Annotated in this window: 20 protein-coding genes; 12 read left to right on the top strand and 8 right to left on the bottom strand. The window is 72.9% G+C overall.

The window, feature by feature from the left end; translation table 11 throughout:
* Positions 1 to 29 precede the first annotated feature (29 nt).
* Complete coding sequence (locus OHS81_RS29270) at positions 30 to 1,142, top strand: DUF5925 domain-containing protein (protein ID WP_328388122.1); 1,113 nt, start codon at positions 30 to 32, stop codon at positions 1,140 to 1,142.
* A 141-nt stretch (positions 1,143 to 1,283) separates the two neighbouring features.
* Here the strand turns inward: OHS81_RS29270 and OHS81_RS29265 are convergent, their stop codons facing one another.
* From OHS81_RS29265 to OHS81_RS29255, 3 genes are all read right to left on the bottom strand, one after another.
* Entirely contained in the window at positions 1,284 to 2,246 is a 963-nt protein-coding gene (locus OHS81_RS29265; RefSeq protein ID WP_328388120.1) for a pirin family protein, read from the bottom strand.
* Positions 2,247 to 2,315: 69 nt separating this feature from the next.
* Positions 2,316 to 3,092 (bottom strand): dimethylargininase, encoded by a 777-nt coding sequence (ddaH, locus tag OHS81_RS29260; RefSeq protein ID WP_328388118.1) that lies wholly within the window; start codon positions 3,090 to 3,092, stop codon positions 2,316 to 2,318.
* A 51-nt stretch (positions 3,093 to 3,143) separates the two neighbouring features.
* Entirely contained in the window at positions 3,144 to 3,530 is a 387-nt protein-coding gene (locus tag OHS81_RS29255) for a GntR family transcriptional regulator (protein ID WP_328388116.1), read from the bottom strand.
* A gap of 316 nt (positions 3,531 to 3,846) precedes the next feature.
* Between OHS81_RS29255 and OHS81_RS29250 the strand changes: the two genes are divergently transcribed.
* Positions 3,847 to 4,782 carry a GNAT family N-acetyltransferase gene (locus OHS81_RS29250; protein ID WP_328388114.1) on the top strand — a complete coding sequence of 312 codons (936 nt, stop codon included), beginning with the start codon at positions 3,847 to 3,849 and terminating at the stop codon, positions 4,780 to 4,782.
* Positions 4,783 to 4,804: 22 nt separating this feature from the next.
* On the opposite strand, the gene OHS81_RS29245 is transcribed toward OHS81_RS29250, so the two are convergent.
* A complete protein-coding gene (locus tag OHS81_RS29245; protein WP_328388112.1) occupies positions 4,805 to 5,503 on the bottom strand; it encodes a class I SAM-dependent methyltransferase in 699 nt (232 codons plus the stop codon).
* A 196-nt stretch (positions 5,504 to 5,699) separates the two neighbouring features.
* On the opposite strand from OHS81_RS29245, the gene OHS81_RS29240 reads away from it, so the two are divergent.
* The 3 genes from OHS81_RS29240 (at position 5,700) to OHS81_RS29230 (ending at position 10,313) form a co-directional block, all read left to right on the top strand.
* Positions 5,700 to 8,207 (top strand): SpoIIE family protein phosphatase, encoded by a 2,508-nt coding sequence (locus OHS81_RS29240; RefSeq protein WP_328388110.1) that lies wholly within the window; start codon positions 5,700 to 5,702, stop codon positions 8,205 to 8,207.
* Between the two features lie 344 nt (positions 8,208 to 8,551).
* On the top strand, positions 8,552 to 9,577 hold the full coding sequence (locus tag OHS81_RS29235; protein WP_328388108.1) for a lytic polysaccharide monooxygenase: 1,026 nt from the start codon (positions 8,552 to 8,554) through the stop codon (positions 9,575 to 9,577).
* 148 nt (positions 9,578 to 9,725) lie between these two features.
* Positions 9,726 to 10,313 carry a TetR/AcrR family transcriptional regulator gene (locus OHS81_RS29230; protein ID WP_328388106.1) on the top strand — a complete coding sequence of 196 codons (588 nt, stop codon included), beginning with the start codon at positions 9,726 to 9,728 and terminating at the stop codon, positions 10,311 to 10,313.
* 69 nt (positions 10,314 to 10,382) lie between these two features.
* Here OHS81_RS29230 and OHS81_RS29225 read toward each other — a convergent pair whose 3' ends face one another.
* Positions 10,383 to 11,444 (bottom strand): alpha/beta fold hydrolase, encoded by a 1,062-nt coding sequence (locus OHS81_RS29225; protein ID WP_328388104.1) that lies wholly within the window; start codon positions 11,442 to 11,444, stop codon positions 10,383 to 10,385.
* A gap of 340 nt (positions 11,445 to 11,784) precedes the next feature.
* Here OHS81_RS29225 and OHS81_RS29220 point away from each other — a divergent pair, with 340 nt between their 5' ends.
* Positions 11,785 to 12,450 (top strand): pyridoxamine 5'-phosphate oxidase family protein, encoded by a 666-nt coding sequence (locus tag OHS81_RS29220; RefSeq protein WP_328391502.1) that lies wholly within the window; start codon positions 11,785 to 11,787, stop codon positions 12,448 to 12,450.
* Positions 12,451 to 12,483: 33 nt separating this feature from the next.
* Here OHS81_RS29220 and OHS81_RS29215 read toward each other — a convergent pair whose 3' ends face one another.
* Complete coding sequence (locus tag OHS81_RS29215) at positions 12,484 to 13,635, bottom strand: DNA polymerase Y family protein (protein ID WP_443058782.1); 1,152 nt, start codon at positions 13,633 to 13,635, stop codon at positions 12,484 to 12,486.
* Positions 13,632 to 17,285: a DNA polymerase III subunit alpha gene (locus tag OHS81_RS29210; protein ID WP_328388102.1), complete on the bottom strand. Its 3,654-nt coding sequence runs from the start codon at positions 17,283 to 17,285 to the stop codon at positions 13,632 to 13,634. Before OHS81_RS29210 ends, OHS81_RS29215 begins: the two co-directional genes overlap by 4 nt.
* 176 nt (positions 17,286 to 17,461) lie before the next feature.
* Here OHS81_RS29210 and OHS81_RS29205 point away from each other — a divergent pair, with 176 nt between their 5' ends.
* From OHS81_RS29205 to OHS81_RS29190, 4 genes are all read left to right on the top strand, one after another.
* Positions 17,462 to 17,638: a hypothetical protein gene (locus OHS81_RS29205; protein WP_328388100.1), complete on the top strand. Its 177-nt coding sequence runs from the start codon at positions 17,462 to 17,464 to the stop codon at positions 17,636 to 17,638.
* Positions 17,635 to 17,958, top strand: a complete 324-nt coding sequence (locus tag OHS81_RS29200) for a nuclear transport factor 2 family protein (RefSeq protein ID WP_328388098.1) — start codon at positions 17,635 to 17,637, stop codon at positions 17,956 to 17,958. The genes OHS81_RS29205 and OHS81_RS29200 overlap by 4 nt, the downstream gene beginning before the upstream one ends.
* A 165-nt stretch (positions 17,959 to 18,123) precedes the next feature.
* A complete protein-coding gene (locus OHS81_RS29195; protein ID WP_088796979.1) occupies positions 18,124 to 18,339 on the top strand; it encodes a tautomerase family protein in 216 nt (71 codons plus the stop codon).
* A 215-nt stretch (positions 18,340 to 18,554) separates the two neighbouring features.
* Positions 18,555 to 19,295: a 5-formyltetrahydrofolate cyclo-ligase gene (locus tag OHS81_RS29190; RefSeq protein ID WP_328388096.1), complete on the top strand. Its 741-nt coding sequence runs from the start codon at positions 18,555 to 18,557 to the stop codon at positions 19,293 to 19,295.
* A gap of 106 nt (positions 19,296 to 19,401) precedes the next feature.
* Here the strand turns inward: OHS81_RS29190 and OHS81_RS29185 are convergent, their stop codons facing one another.
* On the bottom strand, positions 19,402 to 20,172 hold the full coding sequence (locus OHS81_RS29185) for an SDR family NAD(P)-dependent oxidoreductase (protein WP_328388094.1): 771 nt from the start codon (positions 20,170 to 20,172) through the stop codon (positions 19,402 to 19,404).
* Positions 20,173 to 20,313: 141 nt separating this feature from the next.
* On the opposite strand from OHS81_RS29185, the gene OHS81_RS29180 reads away from it, so the two are divergent.
* Both OHS81_RS29180 and OHS81_RS29175 read left to right on the top strand, forming a co-directional pair.
* Positions 20,314 to 20,997 (top strand): TetR/AcrR family transcriptional regulator, encoded by a 684-nt coding sequence (locus tag OHS81_RS29180; RefSeq protein ID WP_328388092.1) that lies wholly within the window; start codon positions 20,314 to 20,316, stop codon positions 20,995 to 20,997.
* A 370-nt stretch (positions 20,998 to 21,367) separates the two neighbouring features.
* A complete protein-coding gene (locus tag OHS81_RS29175) occupies positions 21,368 to 21,805 on the top strand; it encodes a subtilase-type protease inhibitor (protein WP_328388090.1) in 438 nt (145 codons plus the stop codon).

Below are 21,805 nucleotides of genomic sequence, written 5' to 3'. Positions count from 1 at the left end.
GGCGGACGGCTGTGACAGATCATGGCGGCATGTGTGCCGATCACGTCCAGCCGTCCGCCGCCGAGGAGTCCCTTCCGCTCCGGCTGACCATGGACGACAGCGATGCGCCCGCCGATGTCGTCGACGCGCTCTTCCTCGGGCGATTCGCGAAGGGAGAACAGCCGTACGCCCGCAGCCGGTCCTTGGACCGGGTGAAGTCCGGCCTGACGCTGCTGCCGCCGGGCGCGCGGGTCCTGCGCTCGGCGAAGGACGAGGACCGCAGCGCCACGCTCGCCGAGGGCGACGGTTTCACCCTGCTGGTCTCCCGCTGGAACCGCGGCGCCGATGTGACGGTCACCGCCGTCACCGACGAGCTGGCCGAGAAGGTGCTGGGAGCGGCCACCGACGGTGCACAGGACGAACCGGAGCCGCAGCCGGAGAACGTGGCGATGGGCTTCTGGTACTTCTCGCCGCGTCGCGGACCGCACCGCACGTCCCGGCAGATCTCGGCCGGCACCTGGGAGGAGATCCGGCCCAACTACACCGCGCCGGTGGCCGAGGCCATGGACCGGCTGATGAAGGTGGCGCCCGAGGAGATCGCCGGACGGCTGCTGTTGCTGCACGGCCCGCCCGGTACGGGCAAGACCTCCGCGCTGCGCACGCTCGCCCGCTCCTGGCGCGACTGGTGCCAGGTGGACTGCGTCCTGGACCCGGAGCGGCTGTTCCACGACGTCGGCTATCTGATGGACATCGCGATCGGCGAGGACGACAGCACCGGCAAGGGCCGCTGGCGGCTGCTGCTCCTGGAGGACTGCGACGAACTGATCCGCAGCGAGGCCAAGCACGCCGCGGGCCAGGCGCTGTCGCGGCTGCTCAATCTGACGGACGGACTGCTGGGCCAGGGCCGTAACGTCCTGGTCGGGGTGACCACCAACGAGGATCTGGAGCGGATGCATCCGGCGGTGGTCCGCCCCGGCCGCTGTCTGGCCCGGATCGAGGTCGGGCCGCTGACCCGCCCGGAGGCCGTGCGCTGGCTCGGCACGGAGCAGGGCATCGGACGCGAGGGCGCCTCGCTCGCCGAACTCTACGCACTGCGGCGCGGCACCCGGCCCGCTTCGGTCCCGCCCCAGGACTCGGGTGCCGATGCGGGGCTCTACCTGTGAACCTCCGACTCCGTGAACCTCTGGCCCTGTGAACCTGCACCCTTGCGCCCTTGCGCCCCTGTGAATCTCTGCACGTCCGAGCCCCCGGCCCCGGTCGTCTGCCCTACGAGCCTCCCTCCGGTACCACCACCGCCCGCCCCGTCAATGCACCCGTCCCCGCGGTTTCATGGGCACCGCCGGAAGGTCGGGGGCCGGCAGCCGCTCCCCGTCGTAGCCGTGCACCTCGCCGAAGCGGGACCCCGACATCCAGGCGTCGCGGGCCTCCTCGATGTCCTGCTGCGAACGCCCCACGAAGTTCCACCACATGAGGATCTGCTCCTCGAACGGCTCGCCGCCGAGCAGCATCAGGCTGCTGTCGGAGCCGGCGCGCAGGGGCAGTTCGCTGCGTCCGCAGCCGAGGTAGAGGAGGGCGCCGGGGGCGAGGCGTACCCCGTCGACCTCGCTCTCGCCGGAGATGGCCAGCGCCGCGTACTCGAAGTCGGGGTCGACCGGCAGGCGGGCGTCCGTGCCGGCGGCGAGCGTGAGGTCGGCGCCGGCCAGCGGGGAGTAGGTGGTGCCGGGTGAGGTGGCGCCGGCCAGCTCACCCAGGACGACGGTGGCGGACAGTCCGCCACCGCCGGTGATCACCGGCAGCTCGGTGTGGTGCTCGAAGGCCGGGGCGGTGTCGCGGTGTCCGCCGGGCAGTGCCACCCACAGCTGGGCGCCGTGCAGGATGCGGCCATGGCCGGACGGTGACTCCTCGGAGTGGGCGATGGCCCGGCCCGAGGTCATCAGGCCCAGCTCCCTGGGCCGTACGGTCTGCAGGCTGCCGAGGCTGTCGCGGTGCAGCACCTCGCCCTCGCGCAGCCAGCTGACGGTCTGCAGGCCCATGTGCGGGTGCGGCGGCACCTGCATCCCGGGCTCACCGGCGATGTCGTCGGGACCGTAGTGGTCGACGAAGCACCAGGCGCCGACCATCCGCCGGCCGAGGTTCGGCAGCAGTCTGCGGACGACGGTGCTCTCGCCGAGCGGCATCTGCTTACCGGGCTGGACGTCGCGGACCGGGCCCGTACGGCCGTTGCCGCCGCACGGATGGGGCGCGGGTCTGAGGTCGAGGTTGCTCATGGCGCCACGATAGGCACGGCCGGGGGTACGGCCCGGGCAGGCACACGAGCTGCCCGGGGTGACGCGCCGTCAGGCATACAGCTCGCGCAGCCGTACGGACAGGCAGGTCACGCAGCCCTCCAGCTTCTCGAACTCGCTGATGTCCACGACGGCCGGCTGATACCCCAGGTCGGCGAAGAGTTCCGCGCTCCTGGGTGCGGAGGCGGCCATCAGCAGGGTGCCGCCGCCGAGCAGCACGACATGGGCGCCGGATTCCTCGGGGACGGGCAGGAACCGGGTGAACGCGGCGGGGTCGTCGACCAGGGGCGGATGGCCGATGACGGTGCCGTCCGGGAGGGCGGTCACCGCGGATTTGAGGTGCAGCACCCGGCTCACCGGTACGGCGATCACGCGGGCGCCCAACGGTTCGAAGGCGGCGCGGAGTTGGCGTATGCCCTCGGCGTTGGTGCGGCCGCCGCGGCCGACGTAGAGGGCGTCGCCGACCTTCAGGACATCACCGCCGTCAAGGGTGCCGGGCTCCCGGATCTCGTTGACGGAGCAGCCGAACGCCTCCACGGCCGCGCGGGTGCCGGGCACCTCGGCCCTGCGGACACCGGCGCCGGGGCGGGCGAGCAGCGCCACATTGCGGAACATCACCACGGCGTCCTCGACGAAGACCGCATCGGGGCAGTCGTCGGCGGGGGCGGCCTCGACGGTGTGCCAGCCGTGGTCGCGCAGCACCTGGACATAGGCCTCCCACTGGCGCAGGGCGAGCACGGGGTCGACCGGATGCCGTTCGATATGGGTGACCAGCCCCTCGGCGAGGCGGGGTCCTGGACGGCGGACGAGCGCGTGCTTGCTGGGCATGCGGATCCTTTCGGGCGTGGGGCGTGGGGCGTGGGGCGTGGTGGCTGCGGCTCAGGCGTCGGGGTAGGCAGCGCGCAGGGCGTTCTCGACGGCGGCGAGCGCGGCACGGTGGTCCAGGCCCAGGCGCCGGGCCCGGTGGGCGTAGCTCTCGGCGGCCGCGGCGGCTTCCTTGTCCGCGGCCTCCCCGGCCGCCGCGATGAAGCTGCCGTTGCGGCCCCGGGTCTCGATCACCCCGTCGGTCTCCAGTGCGCGGTAGGCCTTGGCGACGGTGTTGGCGGCCAGGCCGAGGTCTTCGGCCAGGCCGCGGACGGTGGGGAGTTTGTAGCCGACCGGGAGGCCGCCGTCCCTGGCCTGGTCCGCGATCTGGGTGCGTACCTGCTCGAACGGCGCGGCGGCCGCCGCCGGATCGATGGTGAGGGTCAAGGTCTGCGGGGACACGGTGGCGCTCCTGGTGCGGTGGGTGGGGCGGACGGATGCGTGGCGGCTCGTACCCCCGGGGCCTCGGCCCCGGGACACCTGCCGTGCTCGTACCCGTCCGTCGGTGCGCGGTTTTGTCGCATCCATTGTGCGTCAGGAGCCCGGGGCGTGCGGGAAGGTGTCACTCCTCGGAGGGATGACACCGATCGGGGGTGACAGCGATCGGGGGTGACAGCGACCGGGAACGGCACCGACCGGGAGCGCACGCCCGGGCGAGCGATCGAGGGCGCGGAAAAGGAGCGGCACGACGGCGCACCGGCGCGTACCGTGCGCCGTCATGACACTTACCGTTACCGTGCGCGACTACCGCCCCGCCGACGCCAAGGCCGTCGCCGACCTGCGGCGGGCCGTCCTGCCCTACCGGCTCTCCACCCCGCAGGGCATCGCCTGGGAGGTCTCCACCGCCCCCGCGGCGCAGCGCCTGCGGCTGTGCGTCGCGCAACTGGGCGGCAGGATCGCCGGCGCGGTCCAGGCAGGGGTGCTGCACGACGCCGAGGTCCCCGGCCAGGCCACGGTGTCCCTTCAGGTCCATCCCGGGCACCGCGGCCGGGGTGTCGGCCGTGCCCTGCTGGCCTCGGCCGAGGAGCACCTCTTCGGGGCCGGTGCCGACCGGATCTTCGTCTGGGCGGCCGACGAGCCCGGCACACCGGACTTTGCCCAACGTCACGGTTACCGCCGTGCCCGCCCGGCCCACTACCTGCGTCTCGACCTCACGGCCGGCGGCCTGCCGCCGCTCCCCTCCGCGCTGCCCTCCGGTGTCCGGCTGCACACCGGCGCGGACTTCGAGGCCGACCCGCGCCTGCTGTATGCCGCGGATACCGAGGTCAGCGCCGACGAACCGGGCGAGGTGGCCATCGACGCCATGGCCTACGAGGACTGGCTGCTGCATGTCTGGGAACATCCCCATCTCGATCCGGACCTGACCTCGGTGGTGACCGTGGACGGGGAGATCGCCTCCTTCGCCCTGGCCGCAACGGACGGTGACACCCGCTACTCCTCCGCCATGACCGGCACCCGCCGCGCCTTCCGCGGCCGGGGCCTGGCCGGGCTGGCCAAGGCCTTCTCCCTCCACCGCGCCCGCGATGCGGGCTGCACCGAGGCCTTCACCCACAACGACGCCGGCAACACGGCGATGCTCGCCGTCAACCGCTCCTTCGGCTACCGGCCGTTCGCCACGACGTGGCGGTGTGTGCGGGAAAGGGCGGCGGACTGACCCGCCCTGACACGCCGCTCGGTCACTGCGGTATGCCGGGCGGGAACTCGGCGACCAGCGCATACCGCTCGTCGGTCACCTCCTTGCCCCACAGCACCGGATCGTGCGAAAGGTTCTCCACGCGGGCGTGTGCCGCCAACGGCTCGACCAGGGCGGTGAGTTCGCCGGCCGGGATGCCGATCGGCTCGGCCTCGCCCCAGCGGCCCTCGACCAGCACCAGCCGCCCGCCGGGAGCGAGCAGCCCGGCCCAGTGGCGCAGGACGGCCGAAGGGCCGGGCAGCGCCCACAGGACATGGCGCACCAGGACGGCATCGAACCGCTGCTCCCCCACGGGTGGTTCGGCGGCCTCCCCGACCAGGAACGCGGCGTCGTGGCCCGCGAGCTTGCCGCGCGCCTGCGCGATCATGCGCGGGGAGCGGTCGACGCCCGTGACCCGGTGGCCCTGCTCGGCGGCGAGCAGGGCCAGGCTTCCCGTGCCGCATCCCAGGTCGAGGACGGTGGCGGGAGCGGACGGGAGCCAGGAGCGCAGCCGGGCGGCCCAGGCGGAGCGGACGGCGGGGTCGCGAAGGCCGTGGTCGGGCTCGTCGTCGAAGGAGGCGGCGGCCTGTTCCCAGTAGGCGGCGTCGGCGGTCGGCAGGGCCGATTCCCCCTGGCCGGCAGGGGGGTTGGGGAGGTCGGCGGAGGGCTGGAGGGCCGGGTCGGCGAACGCGTCGCTACTCATACGCCGAGGGTGCCAGGGACCACTGACAACGCCGGGTGGGCGCATTTCGGCCCGGGCCGGGAGCGCCCTGCAGCGGGCGCCGGGAAGAGCGCCCGGACAGGGTGAGGGAGTACCGTTGTAGGGGCCGGTCGGATGCGGCGGCGCCGCCCCGGACAGAGCGCCTGCCGCATGGTGCGACCGGCATTGGACCGGTCAGATGAGTGCTTCTCAGAGCAGCCGTCTCTCCGGAGACGGGGTCTTCGACCTCACACGGACGGCCGTGGTGATGGCCGATCGCGCAGGGGTGGCGCAGGGCTGGACCGCGGGCGCCGAGCGGCTTCTCGGCTATCCGGTGTCCGAGGCCGTCGGCCGGCCGCTGGCGGACCTCTTCGCCGGGGTGGGCGCCGGCGCGGATCAGGACAGCAGGTGGGAGAGCCGGCTGGCGTCGGCGGACGGCTGGAGCGGGCTGGAGGCCGTACGCCACAAGGACGGGCACCGGCTCGACCTGGAGTTCCGCGTGCTGCCGGTCATGGACGCCCACAACGGCTTCTCGCGCCTTGTCCTTGCCGCCGAGATGGCCCGGACGCCGTGGTCAGGGGCGAGCCGGTCGTTTCTGGAGGGCATCCTCGGCATGTCACCGATCGGTGTGGCCATGGTCAACGCCGATCTGCAGTTCGTCTGGCTGAACGACGCCCTGGAACAGATGGGCGGTACCAGCCGCGAGCAGCGTCTCGGGAAACGCCTGGCGGAAGTGCAGCCGGGCCTGGCCGTGGAGGCCATCGAGGCGGAGATGCGCCGGGTGCTGCGTACCGGCACCCCCTCGGTCGGCTACGAATACCTGGGGCGCCCGCAGTCCGATCCCGAGCGGGAGCACGCCTACTCCACGTCGTTCTTCCGGCTGGAGGACGAGGCAGGACAGGTGCTCGGCATCTGCTACATGGTCCTCGATGTCACGGAGGGTTACCGGGCCCGGCAGCGGATGGCGCTGCTGAACAAGGCAGGGGAACGCATCGGCAGCTCACTGGACGTCTGGCGGACCGCACAGGAACTCGCCGATGCGGCGGTGCCGGATCTCGCCGACTTCGTCACCGTCGATCTGCTCGATGCGCTGCTCTCCGGGGAGGAGGCGGCGGCCGGCCCGTTGGATGCGGCGGATCTGCTGACCATGCGCCGGGCGGGAGCGCAGTCCGTCCACGAGGGCTGCCCCGAGGCGGTGGTCGCCATCGGGGAGCCGGTCGCCTATCCCCCGTCGGCGCCCGTGGTGGCGAGCCTCACCAAGGGCGATTCCACGCTGGTCCGGACGCTGGATCCCGCCGACGGCGACCCGTCGGCCGAGGACCCGGTCCGGGCGGCGCACCTGCGAGCTCTGGGCTTCCACTCGCTGATGGTGGTGCCGCTGCGGGCCCGGGGCGTCTTCCTGGGAGCGGCCACGTTCGCCCGCTGGCAGGCCACCGGGCCGTTCCAGCCCGACGACCTGGTGCTCGCCGAGGAATTCGTCGCCCGCGCCGCGATATCCATCGACAACGCCCGCCGGTACACCCGCGAACACACCGCGGCCCTCACCCTCCAGCACAGCCTGCTGCCGCGTGATCTGCCCGAGCAGTGCGCGGTGGAGGCCGCCTACCGCTATCTGCCGGCCGATTCGCTCAGCGGGGTCGGCGGCGACTGGTTCGATGTGATCCCGCTGTCCGGGGCCCGGGTCGCGCTGGTGGTCGGTGATGTGGTCGGCCACGGGATGCATGCCGCAGCCACCATGGGGCGGCTGCGCGCCGCGGTACAGGCGCTCGCGGACCTGGACCTGTCCCCGGAAGAGGTGCTGGCGCATCTGGACGACATGCTCAACCGGGTCGCCCACGACGCGAACGCCGACGACGGGGTCATCGGAGCCACCTGCCTGTACGCGGTCTACGACCCCGTCAGCTGCCGCTGCACCCTGGCCCGCGCCGGTCACCCCGCGCCGCTGCTCGTCGGCCCCGACGGCGCGGGCAAGCTGCTGGATCTGCCGACCGGCCCGCCGCTCGGGCTGGGCGGTATGCCCTTCGAATCCGTCGAACTGCCGTTGCGGGAAGGGAGTCTGCTGGCCCTGTACACCAACGGACTGCTGCTGGGGAAGGCCCTCGATCTCGACGGGGGGATCACCAGGCTGCGGCAGGCGCTGGCCGATCCACAGGCTCCGCTGGAGGACATCTGCGAGACGGTGATCGGTGGTCTGCCGGGCGGGCGGCCGGTCGACGATGTGGCGCTGCTGCTGGCACGTACCCGGGCCCTGCCCCGGACCCGGCTGGCCACGTGGGAGATCCCCGCCGACCCGTCCGCGGTCGGCGAGGCCCGCCGGACCGCGGCCCGCCTGCTGCGCGAATGGGGTCTGGAGGAACTCGGCTTCTCCACCGAGCTGATCGTCAGTGAACTGGTCACCAATGCCATCCGGCACGCCTCCGGGCCGATCGGCCTGCGGATGATCCGCGCGGGGGAACTGATCTGCGAGGTCTCGGACGCCAGCAGCACCACCCCGCACCTGCGCCATGCGCGGACCACCGACGAGGGGGGCCGCGGGCTGTTCCTCATCGCCCGCTACGCCCAGCGGTGGGGCACCCGCTACACCGCCCAAGGAAAGATCATCTGGGCCGAACTGCCGCTCGGCCCCACCACCGGGACCGCCCCGCCGGCCGACCTCGGCACGCTCCTCGAAGACCTCGACGACCAGGCGGACTTCACGGGCGCGTAGGGGCGGTGAGGACGGGGAGCCGGGGCCGGAGGAGCCACCCGAGGCGGACCGGCCCGGACACTCACGGACCGCTGACGCAGCACTCCCCGCTCCCGGTGCCCGTTTCCTCCCCGCCTGCCTGTGCCCCCGCTTAGTGGCTCCTTAAGCCCGTCATAAAGATCCTCAGGAACCGCTCTCCAGGGGTAAATCCGCTGTTCAGCGGGGCTAGCGTGCTTCTCGTAAGGCGGCGCTGCGGGCCGCCGGCGCCGCTCTCCGGGGGACGGCGCCGTGGTCCGCGTCCCGACCCCCCACCACAGTGCTGCCTCGCGCCCCGCTCGATGCAACGGATGAAGGAGACCCCCACCATGACCGCTCGTCGCAAGGCCACCGGGATCGCACTGGCCGGTATCGGCCCGCTCGCGCTCACCCTGCTCGCCGCGAGCCCGGCCGCCGCGCACGGCTCGATGACGGACCCGGTCAGCCGGGTGTCGGCATGCTTCGCGGAGGGGCCCGAAAGCCCGAAGTCCGCGGCGTGCAAGGCGGCCGTGCGGGCCGGTGGCACCCAGGCGCTCTACGACTGGAACGGCGTACGGGACGGCGAAGCGGGCGGCCGGTCCAAGGCCCGTATCCCGGACGGCAAGCTGTGCAGCGCCAACAACCCCGAGTACAAGGGCCTGGACCTGCCCCGCGCCGACTGGCCCTCCTCCAGGATGCGGGCGGGCAGTCACACCTTCCACTACAAGGCCACCGCGCCCCACAAGGGGTCGTTCGAGCTGTACCTCACCAAGAGCAGCTACCACCCGGCCAAGCCGTTGAAGTGGTCCGACCTGGAGTCGAAGCCGTTCGCGAAGGTCACCGACCCGAAGCTGGCCAACGGGGAGTACGTCTTCAACGGGAAGGTGCCGGCCCGGTCCGGGCGCCATCTGATCTACAGCATCTGGCAGCGATCGGACAGCCCCGAGGCGTTCTACACCTGCTCGGACGTCGTCTTCGGGAAGGACAGCGGCCAGGTGGCGGCGAAGCCCGCGCCGACCGCCTCGGCGCCGACCGCCCACCAGCTCGCGGCGGGCGCCGGCAAGTCGTCGATGGACATGAGCGGGCACGACCACCAAGGCAGCGGCACCGGCACCCACACCGATGCCGCCCCCCACATCGGTGCCGTCACCCCGGCGGACGCCGATGCCCCCGCGCCGGGCGGCAGTTCGCAGAGCGGCGGCAACGCCCCGCAGGCCCAGGGCGGCGGCAAGCCGGCCGGCGGGCAGCAGCTGGCGGAGACCGGTGGCGACAGCTCCACCGCCCCGTTGGCCATCGGCGGCGCCGCCGTCCTGGCCATGGGCGCCGGGGTGCTGCTCGCCACCACCCGCCGCAAGGCCGCCCGGCACCGCGGCTGACGACCGCGCCGGGCTGACGACCGCACCGCGGCCGTCCCGGAAACGACGCCGCCCCCTCTTCGCCCCGGGGGCGGCGTCGCCGCGCGCCGGGCCGTCCGCCCCGCTCCGGAGGATGCTCTCCCTCATAGTGGAGAGTACCCTCTAGAACATGGCCAGGCCCTCCCGCTTCGCTACCTCGCAGCTCCTCGACGCCGCCGTACGGCTGGCAGCCGAGTCCGGGCCGTCGGGCGTCACCATGTCCGCGGTCGCGGCGGCCGTCGGCGCGCCCAGCGGCTCGCTCTACCACCGCTTCGCCGGCCGCCCGGCACTGCTCGCCGAGGTGTGGCTGCGTACCGTCGAGGACTTCCAGGAGGGCTACTTCGAGGCCCTTGAATCGTCGGAGGACCCGCGCGCCGGGGGCCGGGCGGCCGCCCGGCACATCGTGGCGTGGAGCCGCACCCACCCGGCGAAGGCCTCGCTGCTCCTGTACGGGGAGCACGACTTCGGATGGGACGACTGGTCCGACGAGCATCTGCTCCGTGCGGAGGAGGGGAACATCCAGGTGCGGGCGGCCATGGCGGCGCTCGCGGGGGCACTGGGGCTGCACGGCAGGGCGGGCCTGGACCGGGTGACGCTCGCCGTCATCGATCTCCCGCTGTCGCTGGTACGCCGCCATCTGCGCGGCGGCTGCCCGCTGCCCCCGCACGCCGAGGACCTGGCGGAACAGTGCACCGACGCCCTGCTGGCGGGCGACTGAGGACAGCGGCCCACCGCCGTACGGGACGAGCCCACCACCCGTACGGCGGTGGGCCGCACCGGCCCCCGGTCAGCCCGACACGCAGGTGGTCGGGGTGGCGTGCGCCGGGTCGAGGGCGTTCGCCGTCTCGTGGAAGGCGACGCGGTCGACGAGGCCGATGGCCACATGCTCGGAGATGTCGACGGCGCACAGGTCCTGGAGCACGACGTTGTGCACGTCGGGGCCGTCCAGGAACTGGGTGCGGTAGGGGGTGACGACCTCGTCGTACTTGGTCGCGATCACGGTGTAGTGCACTCCGGGGACGGTGTCGCCGCCCTCGTTGAGGCGGTTGAGGATGTCCGAGCCGACGATCTGGTCGGACAGGCCCGGGGTCGCCTTGTCGAGGTACTGCTTGGCACCGGGGAAGTAGGGCAGCAGGCGGGTCAGCCCGTCCAGGTCGGTGCCGTGGTTGTCGGGGGCCAGCCCGACCAGCGCGTTCACCTTGCCCGCGCCGCCGTGGAACTTCATGTAGACCCGCGGCATCATGCCGCCCTGCGAGTGGCCGACGATATCGACCTTCGAGGTGCCGGTGGCGGCCAGCACCCGGTCGACGTAGTCGGCGAGCTGCTGGGCGGAGGCGTCGACCGGCCCCAGCCCGTGGAAGAACGGGACGCCGGGCAGCTGCCCGTAGTCCAGGGAGAAGACGCAGTAGCCGCGGGCCACCAAATAGGGCGCGAGACCGAGCCAGTTGTCGATGGCGTTGCCCAGGGTGCCGTGCACCAGGACCACCGGGCGCGGGTGGTCGGCGGAGGGCTTGCAGGAGTAGTTGTTCCAGCCGCTGCGGACGGCGGAATGAGAGAGGTGGCGCGCAGCGTCTCCGGCCGGGGTGGTGGTGGGCGACGCATGAGAAGGGTGGCGCGCAGCGTCTCCGGCCGGGGTGGTGGTGGGCGACGCATGAGAAGGGTGGCGCGCAGCGTCTCCGGCCGGGGTGGTGGTGGGCGACGCATGAGAGAGGTGGCGCGCAGCGTCTCCGGCCGGGGTGGTGGTGGGCGACGGGTGGGCGTCCGCAGCGGCGGGCGCGGTGGCGGTGAGACCGAGGGCCAGCGCGAGGGCGGGAAGGAGGGTGAGCGTTCTTGACCAGCGCAGCTTCATACGATGCTCCTTGCGGGGTGAGGGGACTCCGAAGTGCTCGGTGAGCCGTTCACGCGATCCGGATCGCAAGGGTCAACGCAGTTGACTGGCAAGTAAGTTACGGCTGGGTAAGCACGGCGTGCCAGCGGTGCGACGGTGAAGGAAGCCACACATGACCCTCACCGGACGTCCGGGACGCAGAGCGCCGGCGGTATGCCGGTGCCCGGTTCCGTCCGTGCGGCCGCCAGGGACCGGAGCCGTCCCGTACAGTCGGTAAGGCCTTGACCAGTGACATCACGGCCGACAGCGCCTTGACCAGCGACCGCGGCACAAAGGGCATGAGGGGAAACCGATGGCACCGATGACACCGATGACACCGACGGAGACGACGGGGACAGCGGATCTGACCGGCATGGTGGAGGTCTCGTCGGAGGGGGAACTGCGCGAGCTGGTCGGCGAGCCCAGCTCCCATGCGGCGAACAAGACCCGCCATCGGCTGCACGACCTGGACCGCCGGTGGCTGGCCCGCTCGCCGTTCTGTGTGATCGCCACCGCGGATGCGCAGGGCCGGTGCGACGTCTCGCCCAAGGGCGACCCGGCGGGATTCACCCATGTCCTGGACGACACCACGCTGGTGATCCCGGACCGCCCCGGCAACAAGCGCCTGGACGGCATGAGGAACATCCTCGGCAATCCGCATGTCGGCCTGGACTACTTCCTCCCGGGGCGCGGTGACACCCTGCGGATCAACGGCCGCGCCCGACTGCTGCGCGACGCCCCGTTCTTCGACGCGCTGATCATGAAGGGCAACCGCCCGCGGCTGGCGCTGCTGGTGGAGGTCGAGGAGGTCTTCTACCACTGCTCCAAGGCGTTCCTGCGCTCGGAGCTGTGGAATCCGGAGACCTGGCAGCCCGACGCCCTGCCCTCGCGGGCCCGGATCGTCAAGGGCGTCGAGCTCCAGGACATGCCGCTGGAGGAGCTGGAGCGGCACTACGGCCCGGAGTACGCAAAGAAGCTCTACGGCTGAGGCACCGGGGGCACACCCTCGGGGAGATGCCCCCTACGGGCGGACGGCCCCGGGGCCGAGGGGCTTGGTGCCCGGGGGCGGGGGCTTACGGCCGTGCGGGCCGAGTGTCGCCGCGGGGCGTACGCTCCCGGCACCGAAGCGCGCCCTGGCCCGGTCGACGGCCGCCTCGACGCGGTGCGCCTTGTCGTCGGACGGGTCGAAGGTCAGCTGCCGCGCGGCGAGTTCGGCACGGCACAGATCCTCCGCGCGCAGCGCCACGGACCGTACCCGCGCCCGCTGCAGCCCGAGCGCGGCATGCAGCGCATAGGCCGCCCCGGTCAGCGCGGGCCCGTGCGCGGTCGGCCCGTCCAGCCGCCGGGTGCGGGTCGTGGTGGAGCGGTCGGCGTAGCGGACGGTGAGGGTGAGCGCACGGGCCACCTGCCCGCTCGCGCGCATCCGGGCACCGAGGTCGTCGGCGAGCGAGAGCAGTGCCCGGCGGCGCCTGGCCGGGTCCAGTTCGTCGTGGGCGAAGCGGTGTTCCGCGCCCATCGAGCGGGCCGCGGCGTTGGGCGTCACCGGCGTCGGGTCGATGCCGCGGGCCCGCTCGTACACGAGGCGGCCGGTCTTCGCGCCGAGGATCCGCTGCAGGGTCGCGGGCGGTGCGGCGGCGATCCGGCCGACGCTGTCGAGCCCGTACGCGCACAGGGCGCGGGCGGTGGCCGGGCCGACGCCGTGCAGTGCCGAGGCAGGGCGTCGGTCGAGGAAGGCGGCGACGGCCTCGGTGTCCTCGGGGACGGCCCGGATCTCCCCGGGTGCCGCCGCCTGCGCCGCCATCCGGGCGAGCAGCGGGTTGGCGCCGATCCCGATCGTGCACCGTACGCCGTGCCAGGCCAGCGCGCGCAGCCGCACCAGTTCGGCGATGCCCGCCGCGTCCCGGTCGAAGTAGCGCAGCGCACCGCGCACATCCGCCAGCGCGGCGTCCGGCGGCAACGCCTCGATCACCGGGGTGAACCGCGCGAGGAGCCGCAGCAGTTGCTCGAACTCTCCGGCGCTCACGGGGGTGCCGTCGGCGGCCCGGAAGCGTATGTGGAGCATGCCCGGCTGCCGCGGGGCGCCGGGCGGCTCCGGCGGTGCGGCGGGCGGCTCCGGCGGGGCACCGGGCGGCTCCGGCGGTGCGGCGGGCGGCTCCGGCGGTGCGGGGGTCATCCCGCGCTCCCCGGGCTGGAGTGCCACAACTTGCGTCCGGTGGCGGCGCGTTCGCCCGCGGGCTGGAGGTCGGCCCACGGGTGCAGCTCATAGCCGGTCTCCAGCCGGATGGTCCGGCCCGGGGCGGCGCCCGGGGCGGGTTCCCGGCCCGCCCCGTGTCCCTTCGGCCCCTCCCCCGGCCCCTTGCCCGCCCCGTCCTGCCCGTCGTCCGCCCCGGCCGCCGGCTCGTGCCGCCCCTCCTGCCCCTCCTGCCCCTCCGGCTTCTCAGGTCCCGTCGCGAGGCGGGCGGCGACCGCCTCCAGCCCGCCCTCGCGGCGGAGTTCGGCCAGCTCGGCGAGGTTCCAGGCGGCGGCGCCGACCACGCTGAGGCTGCGCGGGCCGCGCCGCTGGACCGTACCGCGCACCAGCAGCAGCCAGGAGTGGAAGACGGTGTGCGCACACGCCTCGTGCGAGTCGTCGAAGAAGGCACAGTCGACCAGACCCGTGCTGTCGTCGAGCGTGGTGAAGATGACCCGGCGGCCGGAGCGGATCGGTGGCGTCTGGGTGGCCGCCTTGGCCCCGGCGACCAGCACCGTCTCGCCGTGCCGGGCGCTGCGCAGCAGCCGGGCCGGCAGCGCGCCCAGCTCGGCGAGGAAATCCCGGTGGTCGGCCATCAGATGGCGGGAGGTGTCCATGCCGAGGACGCCCAGCTCGGCGCTGAGCCGTTCGATATCGCTGAGGTCGGGCAGCCCCGCCGGCTCGACCTGATCGGCCGGCGCCGCCCGCTGTGCGCCCGCGCCGTCCAGGGCCCCGGACGGCAGCGTCAACTGACCGCCGGACGCCTGCCGTCCGTGGCGGTGCAGCTCGGCGAGGTACAGCAGCAGATCCCGCCGGTTCGCGCCGAAGGCGTCCAACGCGCCGACCCGGGCGAGGCGTTCGGCCACCGGGCGGCTCGGCCTGGCCCGCTGCCACAGGTCCTGGAGGGAGTGGTAGGGCTGCCCGGCCGCGATCCGCCGCGCCTCGGCCTCGCTCATACCGTGCACATCGCAGAGTGCGAGCCGCAGGCCCCAGACCGCACCGGAGCGGGGTCCGCCACCACCGGAGCCGGACACCAGTTCGATCCGGTGAGCGACCGCCGACCGGTTCACGTCCAGCGGCAGCACCGGCACCCCGCGCCGCCGCGCGTCCGCGAGCAGCAGCCGCTTCGGATACATCCCGGGGTCATGGGTGAGCAGCCCGGCGTAAAAGGCCGCGGGGTGGTGCGCCTTGAGCCAGGCGGACTGGTAGGTGGGCACCGCGAAGGCCACCGCATGCGCCTTGCAGAAGCCGTACGAGCCGAAGGCCTCGACGATCTCCCAGGTGCGCGCGATCACGTCGGGCGGATAGCCGCGCCGCTCGGCGCACCGGGCGAACCAGGCGCGGAGCCGGCCCTGCAGCTCGGGGTGCGACAGGGCGCGCCGCTTCTCGTCCGCCTCGTCCCGGGCACAGCCCGTCATGATCCGCAGCAGCTCGATGACCTGCTCGTGGAACACCACCACCCCGTAGGTCTCGCGCAGCGGTTCCGCCAGGTCCGGGTGCGGATAGCGGACCGGCCTGCGGCCGTGCCGGGCCTCGATGAAGGGCCGCACCATATCGGCGGCGACCGGCCCCGGCCGGAAGAGGGAGATGTCGACGACCAGATCGTGGAAGGTGGCGGGCTGCAGCCTGCCGACCAGGTCGCGCTGGCCCGGCGACTCGATCTGGAAGCAGCCGAGTGTCTCGGTCGAGCGGATCAGGTCGTAGGTCGCCCGGTCGCCGGGCGGCACCTGCGCGGGGTCGTCGAGATCGATCCGGCGCCCGGTGGCCCGGCCGATCTCGGCGACCGCATGCGCCATCGCGGACTGCATCCGTACGCCCAGCACATCGAGCTTGAGCAGCCCCAGGTCCTCCACGTCCTCCTTGTCGAACTGGGACATGGCGAGCGGGCCGGCTTCCCCGCCCCCGGCGTGCGGGACCTCGGTACTGGTGGGCACGACGGGCGTACGGTCCAGCAGCGTGGCGTCGGAGAGCAGCACCCCGCACGGGTGCATGGCGATCCCGCGCGGCAGCGCGTCCAGCGCCTCGACCAGCTGCCACAGCCGCTCGTCGCCGGCCTCCCGCACCCCGCGCAGCTCCGGCAGCTCGGCCAGCGCCGCCCGTGCGTCGCGGGCGCGGATGTGCGGGAAGGCCTTGGCGAGGCGGTCCACCTGCGCCGGGTCCATGCCCAGGGCGGCGCCCACATCCCGTACGGCGTGCCGTACGCGGTAGGTCTCGGGCATCGAGACGGTCGCGACCCGCTCCGCGCCGAAGCGGTCGAAGATCGCGCGGTAGACCTCCAGCCGGCGGGCGGACTCGACATCGATATCGATATCCGGCAGCGCCGCCCGGCGCTCGGACAAGAAGCGCTCCATCAGCAGCCCGTGCTCGACCGGGTCGGCGTGGGCGATGCCGAGGAGGTGGTTGACCAGGGACCCGGCGCCGGACCCGCGGGCCGCGACCCGGATGCCCATCTCCCTTATGTCGTCCACCACTTGAGCAACCGTCAGGAAGTACGAGGGGTAGCCGAGCCGTTCGATCGTGCGCAGCTCGTCGTCCAGCCGCGCCCAGCGCGCGCGGTCGCGGTCGTAGCCGCGCAGCACCATCCGGGCGGCGCAGCGCGAGCGCAGTACCCGGGCGGCGGTGCGGTGGCCGGCCCCGACCAGCCGCGGCTCGGGGAAGTGGACCCGGCCGAGCCCGATGTCGTCCTGCGGGTCGACCAGGCACGCACCGGCGGTCTCCTCCGTCATGGTGAGCAGCCGGTGGGCCAGGCCGCGCCGGAATCCGGCCGCCTCGGCGATCCGCTCGGCGGTGTGGCGCATGGTGGCGGCGTCCTTGAGCCAGCGCTCGCCGCTGTCCCAGGACTCGGGCCGGTGCCGGTCCACCGGCACCAGGCGGCGGGCGGAGTCCAGGACATCGGCGACCGGCCCCTGACCGGGATCGGCATAGCGGACCGCGTTGGTCAGGACGGCGCGGACGCCCTGGTCGACGGCGAAGCCGAGGGTGCGGGCGGCCAGCCGCGGGGAGCCCGGGCCGCTGCCGGGCCGCCCGTGGTCGACGACCTCCAGGCACAGCGCCTCGCCGTAGAGCTCGCGCCAGGGAGCGAGGAGCCGGGCGGCGCGGTCCGGGCGGCCGGCGGCCAGCGCCCGGCCGACCTCGGAGTCCGGCCCGAGCAGCACGGTCAGCCCGTCCGCGGCGGATTCCAGGGCGCTCCACGGGAGGACGGGCCGCTCGGCCCGGCCGGCGTGGGCGGCGGAGACCAGCCGGCACAGGGCGGCCCAGCCGGCCGCTCCGTCGCGGGCCAGGAAGACGGCGCGGGCGGCGGACTCGTCGAGGAAGGCGCCACCGCGCACCGGGGTGCGCCGCCGCGCGGTAGCGGTGCCGACGGGGCCCGCCTCACACTCCGCCACGGCGAGTTCGGTGCCGAACAGCGGGCGGATTCCGGCCTCGGCGGCGGCCTTGGCGAACCGTACGGCCCCGGAGAGCCCGTCCCGGTCGGTCAGCGCGAGGGCATCCATCCCGCGTTCGGCGGCGCGCTCGGCAAGCCGCTCCGGAGGGGAGGCGCCATAGCGCAGGGAGAACCCCGAAGCGGTGTGCAGATGCGTGAACCCGGGCATCCGCACCTCCTGCACCTCACCCGCCCCCGGCTGACCTTGTTTCCCTTGTGTCCCTCGTTCCTCCCCTCCACCATAACCCGCCCATCGAACATTCGTACGAAGACGTGCCGAGGGCCACCCCCGCCCTCCGCCGATCAGCCCCACCCGCTCTGCGCACCCCCACCCCCCATCGGAAGATGGCGAGCAAAAGCGTCCGCAGCACCCTGCCCGGCGCCTTCCTCGGGCTGTGGGGGCTGAGCGCCCCAGTCGTCTTCGCGGTGGGCGCCACCACCCCGGCCTGCCAGGACCTGCCGGGCACCTTGATCACCCCGGCACTGTCGATCTTCCGCAAGAAGGGCGGGAACCCCTCATGACCATCTCCCCCAACCGGCTCTCCCACCCCGCGGTACGCGCCCTGGTCACGGCCCTCAACGGCAATGACGAGCAGGCGTTCTTCGCCACCCTCACCCCTGACGCCACCATGTCCGACGACGGATCCGACCGGGATCTGCGCGAGTGGTGCGAACGGGAGATCTTCACCACCCGAGGACACATGGACGTGCAGTCCGAGTCACATCAGGGCCTCTCCCTCGTGGCGGACTACCGCAACGACACCTGGGGCGAGATGCGTACCCGCTGGCACTTCACGGTGGAGGACGGAAAGGTGAGCCGGTTCGAAACGGGGCAGGCGTGATGCCCGGCGGGGCGTAGGGGCCCGCGCTCCCGCACGTCATCGGAGCCGATCTGCGACACTGGGAGAAACATGCCTGCACAAGCAGTCGTTGACCTCATCGGCGTCACGGCTCGCCGGAAAGAGCGGCATGACGGCCGGATCTCACCATCACGTGGGAGGCATCCGATGCCCTTCATTGACATCAAGGTGATCGCAGGGGTATTCACCCCCGAAGAGAAGCAGAAGATGGTCGAAGATGTCTCCGAGGCGTTGATCGCCATCGAAGGCGAGGCACTGCGCCCGGTGACACATGTCGTGGTCACCGAGACGCCCAGCGGCGCATGGGCAATCGGCGGTAAGGCCCTGACGGCCGAAGACGTCCAGGCCAAGAGGGCCGGTTAGCGCAGACGGCATCCGCTTCGGTCTGCGGCTCATGGGGTCTGCTCGTCCCGGTCCAAGAAGTCCCCCCTTGCGGCTGCAGTTCTGCACGGCGCGGGCACCAGTGGCAAAGAGACGCCACACCGCTCCGCTGACCGACTTTGCCGCCCGCGGACACCACGCTCTCGCCTGCGGCTTCCCCAGGCCCAGGATCGCCTGTTGGCACTGATGGAGGCGGCATGAACGACGAGCAGACGGTCACGGACGTGGACCGCGAGAAGCAACAAGTGCGCGAGCGCGTATGGGACATCCTGGACGCCAACGGCGCCAGCCACGATGCCACCACGCACGGCCGCATCCCGAACTTCGTCGGATCGCAGGAGGCAGCCGCCAGGCTGGGCGAGCTGCCCGCCTGGAAGCACGCGCGGGTGGTCAAGTCCGTTCCCGACAAGGCCCAACTCCCCGTGCGCGCGCTCGCGCTCTCCGAAGGCAAGACCGTCTTCATGGCCGTGCCCAAGCTCGCCGACCCCCGCCCCTTCTACCTGCTGGACCCCGCGGCCCTCACCATCCCTCCAACCGAAGCTGCCTCCAGCCGGATTGCTGCCGACATCGCCCCCAAAGTGGGCGTGGAGGCACTCCAGCCGGTGGACATGGTGGTGCTGGGCAGCGTCGCCGTGAACCGGGCCGGGGTGCGTATCGGCAAGGGGGCCGGCTACTCCGACCTGGAGTTCGCGTTCCTCACCGAGGCCGGGCTCATCGGCGAGCACACCGTCGTCGTCACCACTGTGCACGGGCTGCAAGTCCTCGACGAGGAAATGCCGGCGACCACACACGATGTCGGCGTGAATGTGATCGTGACGCCCGAAGAGGTCATCACCTGCCTGTCGCCCCATCGCCCCTCCGGGCTGATGTGGGAGCACCTGAACGCGCGGAAGATCGCCTCCATCCCCGTTCTCGCGGCACGAGCCCCGGGGCGCTGAGGCCCGGTGTCCCCCGCAGAGCCAAGACCGGAGACAGTCCGCCTCGCTGAGGTCGAGTAGTCGGGCCGGCGGCTCGGCCACCGGCAGCCCCCCACCGCCCCACGGCTCACATATGCGTGCCGCCGTCGATCCGGATCTCCGTGCCGGTGATGAACGCGCCGTCCTGTGAGGCGAGCATCGCGATGACGCCCGCGACCGTGTCCGGGCTCGCGAAGCCCTCGCCGAGGGCCGGGGTGAGCTTGTCGAACAGGCTCGTATCGGCGTCCTCGGGCAGGCCCGGGACGCCGCCGTTGGTCATGCCGCTGGCGATGGAGCCCGGCGCCACGCAGACCGCGCGCAGCCCCTGCTTGCCGTACTCGCTCGCGATGGCGTGCGTCATGGACTGGATGCCGCCCTTGCTCGCCGCGTACGCCGACATGTACGGGTGCGCGAACGAGGCGGAGGTGGAGCTGAAGTTGACCACGACCGGCGCGCGGCCTTCCAGGAGCGCGGGCAGCGACTCACGGATCATCAGAAAGGTGCCGGTCAGGTTGATCGAGATGACCTGCTGGAAGTCGGCCAGGGCGGTCTCGTGGGTGTGCGAGGCGCGCAGGATGCCGGCCGCGTTGACCAGGACGTCCAGGCCGCCGAGGCCGGCCACCGCGGCGGGGACGGCGGTGCGGACCGCCGCCTCGTCGGCGATGTCCAGCACTGTGGTCTCCAGCCGTCCGGCGGCGCCGTCCGCGGCCGCACGGTCGGCGGTGGCCCGCAGACCCGCCGCGTCGATGTCCGCCGCCACCACCCGGCCGCCCTCGGCGAGGATCCGGTGGACGGTGGCCCGGCCGATGCCCGAGCCGGCTCCGGTGATCAGGGTGCGGCGGCCGTCGAAGCGGTTCATGGTCCGGTTCCGTTCTCGATGTGCGTTGGTGCGTTGAGGTGCGTCGGTACGTGAGCGCATTGGCACAGTACGTCTGACTGGCACATCGTGCCAATCTCACGTTACGTGCCACTACGGCGCGGAGTTCCGTAGGCTGACGCCATGCCGACCTCACCCCGCCCGGCCCCGCTCCCCCGCGCCTCGCTCACCGAACGGCGCAAGGCCGAGACCCAGCTGGAGATCGCCCGTACCGCGGCGGCGCTCTTCGCCGAGCGCGGCACCGCCGTCACCGCCGACGACATCGCCCGCGCCTCGGGAGTCGCGCTGCGCACCTTCTACCGCTACTTCCGCACCAAGGAGGAGGCGGTGCGGCCGCTGCTCGCCGACGGGGTGCGGCAGTGGACCGACGAGCTCGCCGCCGCATCGGCCGGGCCGGGCGCACCTCCCGTACGCGAGGTGCTGGAGCGGTCGGCCCGCCGGGCGCTGACCCCCGCCGACGAACCGGCCGCGGAGGCCCTGCGCTGGACCCGCGGACTGCTGCGGGCGATGCCCGGCGATCCCGCGCTGCGCGCGGTCTGGCACCGGGTCCACCACGACGCCGAGGAGGCGCTGGTGCCGCTCCTGGCACGGCTGACCGGCGCGGAAGGTCTGGAGGTGCGACTGGCCGCGGCCGCCGCGAATACCGCGATGCGGGTCGCGGTGGAGGAGTGGGCGGCGGGGGACGGGGCGCCGGACGGCCCGCGGGGGCCCGGCGAGCTGGTGGTGCGGTGCCTGCGGGCGCTGACGGCCGGACTGCCGCAGCTCGACGAGGCACACGACCGGGAACACCGGCCCCCGGCCCGGTAAGCCGAGCCGCCGGTGGCCGGTTCTTACCTCAGCGGGCGCCCCGGGCAGCACGGAGGGCGCCTCGGGCCCTCCTCTTCGGCCAATCGCCGGAGATCGAAACCCGCCCGAACGGCCGGTCGGCGGCCGGATTCTTCCCTTCCGGGTGCGGGTGACCTTTGCCAGGGGCATGACCGGCGCCGCATCCCCGCTGGCCGAACCCGCCTTCCCTCCGGGCGACCCGCACCGCCTCCGGTTGCGTTCGCGCCATTACTCTCAGCTTTCGCCTAATGACTCAAAGCGATCGCCTTATGCACACTCAGGATGCTTTCGGGGTGCGGTTGGGCCAGACTCCCGTCCGGTATCTGCACCTTCGAGCAAGGGAGTGTTCGTCATGCGGTACATCACTGGGGCGGTCGCGCTCGGCGCGGCACTGGTCCTGGGCACGCTGGCCACCACCGCACAGGCCGCCGCACCGGCGCAGCCGACGCGGACCGGTGGTCTGTACGCCCCGACGGAACTGGTGCTGACGGTGGGCCAGGGCGAAAGCCGTGCGACCGCCACGGTGCAGCGCGCCGTGACGCTCAGCTGTATGCCCGGGGCCAGGGGCAGCCACCCCGACCCGAAGGCCGCCTGTACCCAGCTGCGGGCAGTGGCCGGCGACTTCACCGCGATAACCGGCGCCACCTCGGAGCGCCTGTGCACCAAGGAGTGGAACCCCTTCGTGGTCACCGCGGACGGCGTGTGGCAGGGCAAGCGGGTCTCGTACAGCTACACCTTCGCCAACCCCTGCGCGATGAGGAACGACAGCGACGCGGTCTTCGCGTTCTGA

The sequence above is a fragment of the Streptomyces sp. NBC_00400 genome, assembly GCF_036048035.1.
Lineage (GTDB): Bacteria > Actinomycetota > Actinomycetes > Streptomycetales > Streptomycetaceae > Streptomyces.
The sequence above is the reverse complement of the archived record's forward strand: the minus strand, read 5'-3'. Positions and strand labels throughout refer to the sequence as shown.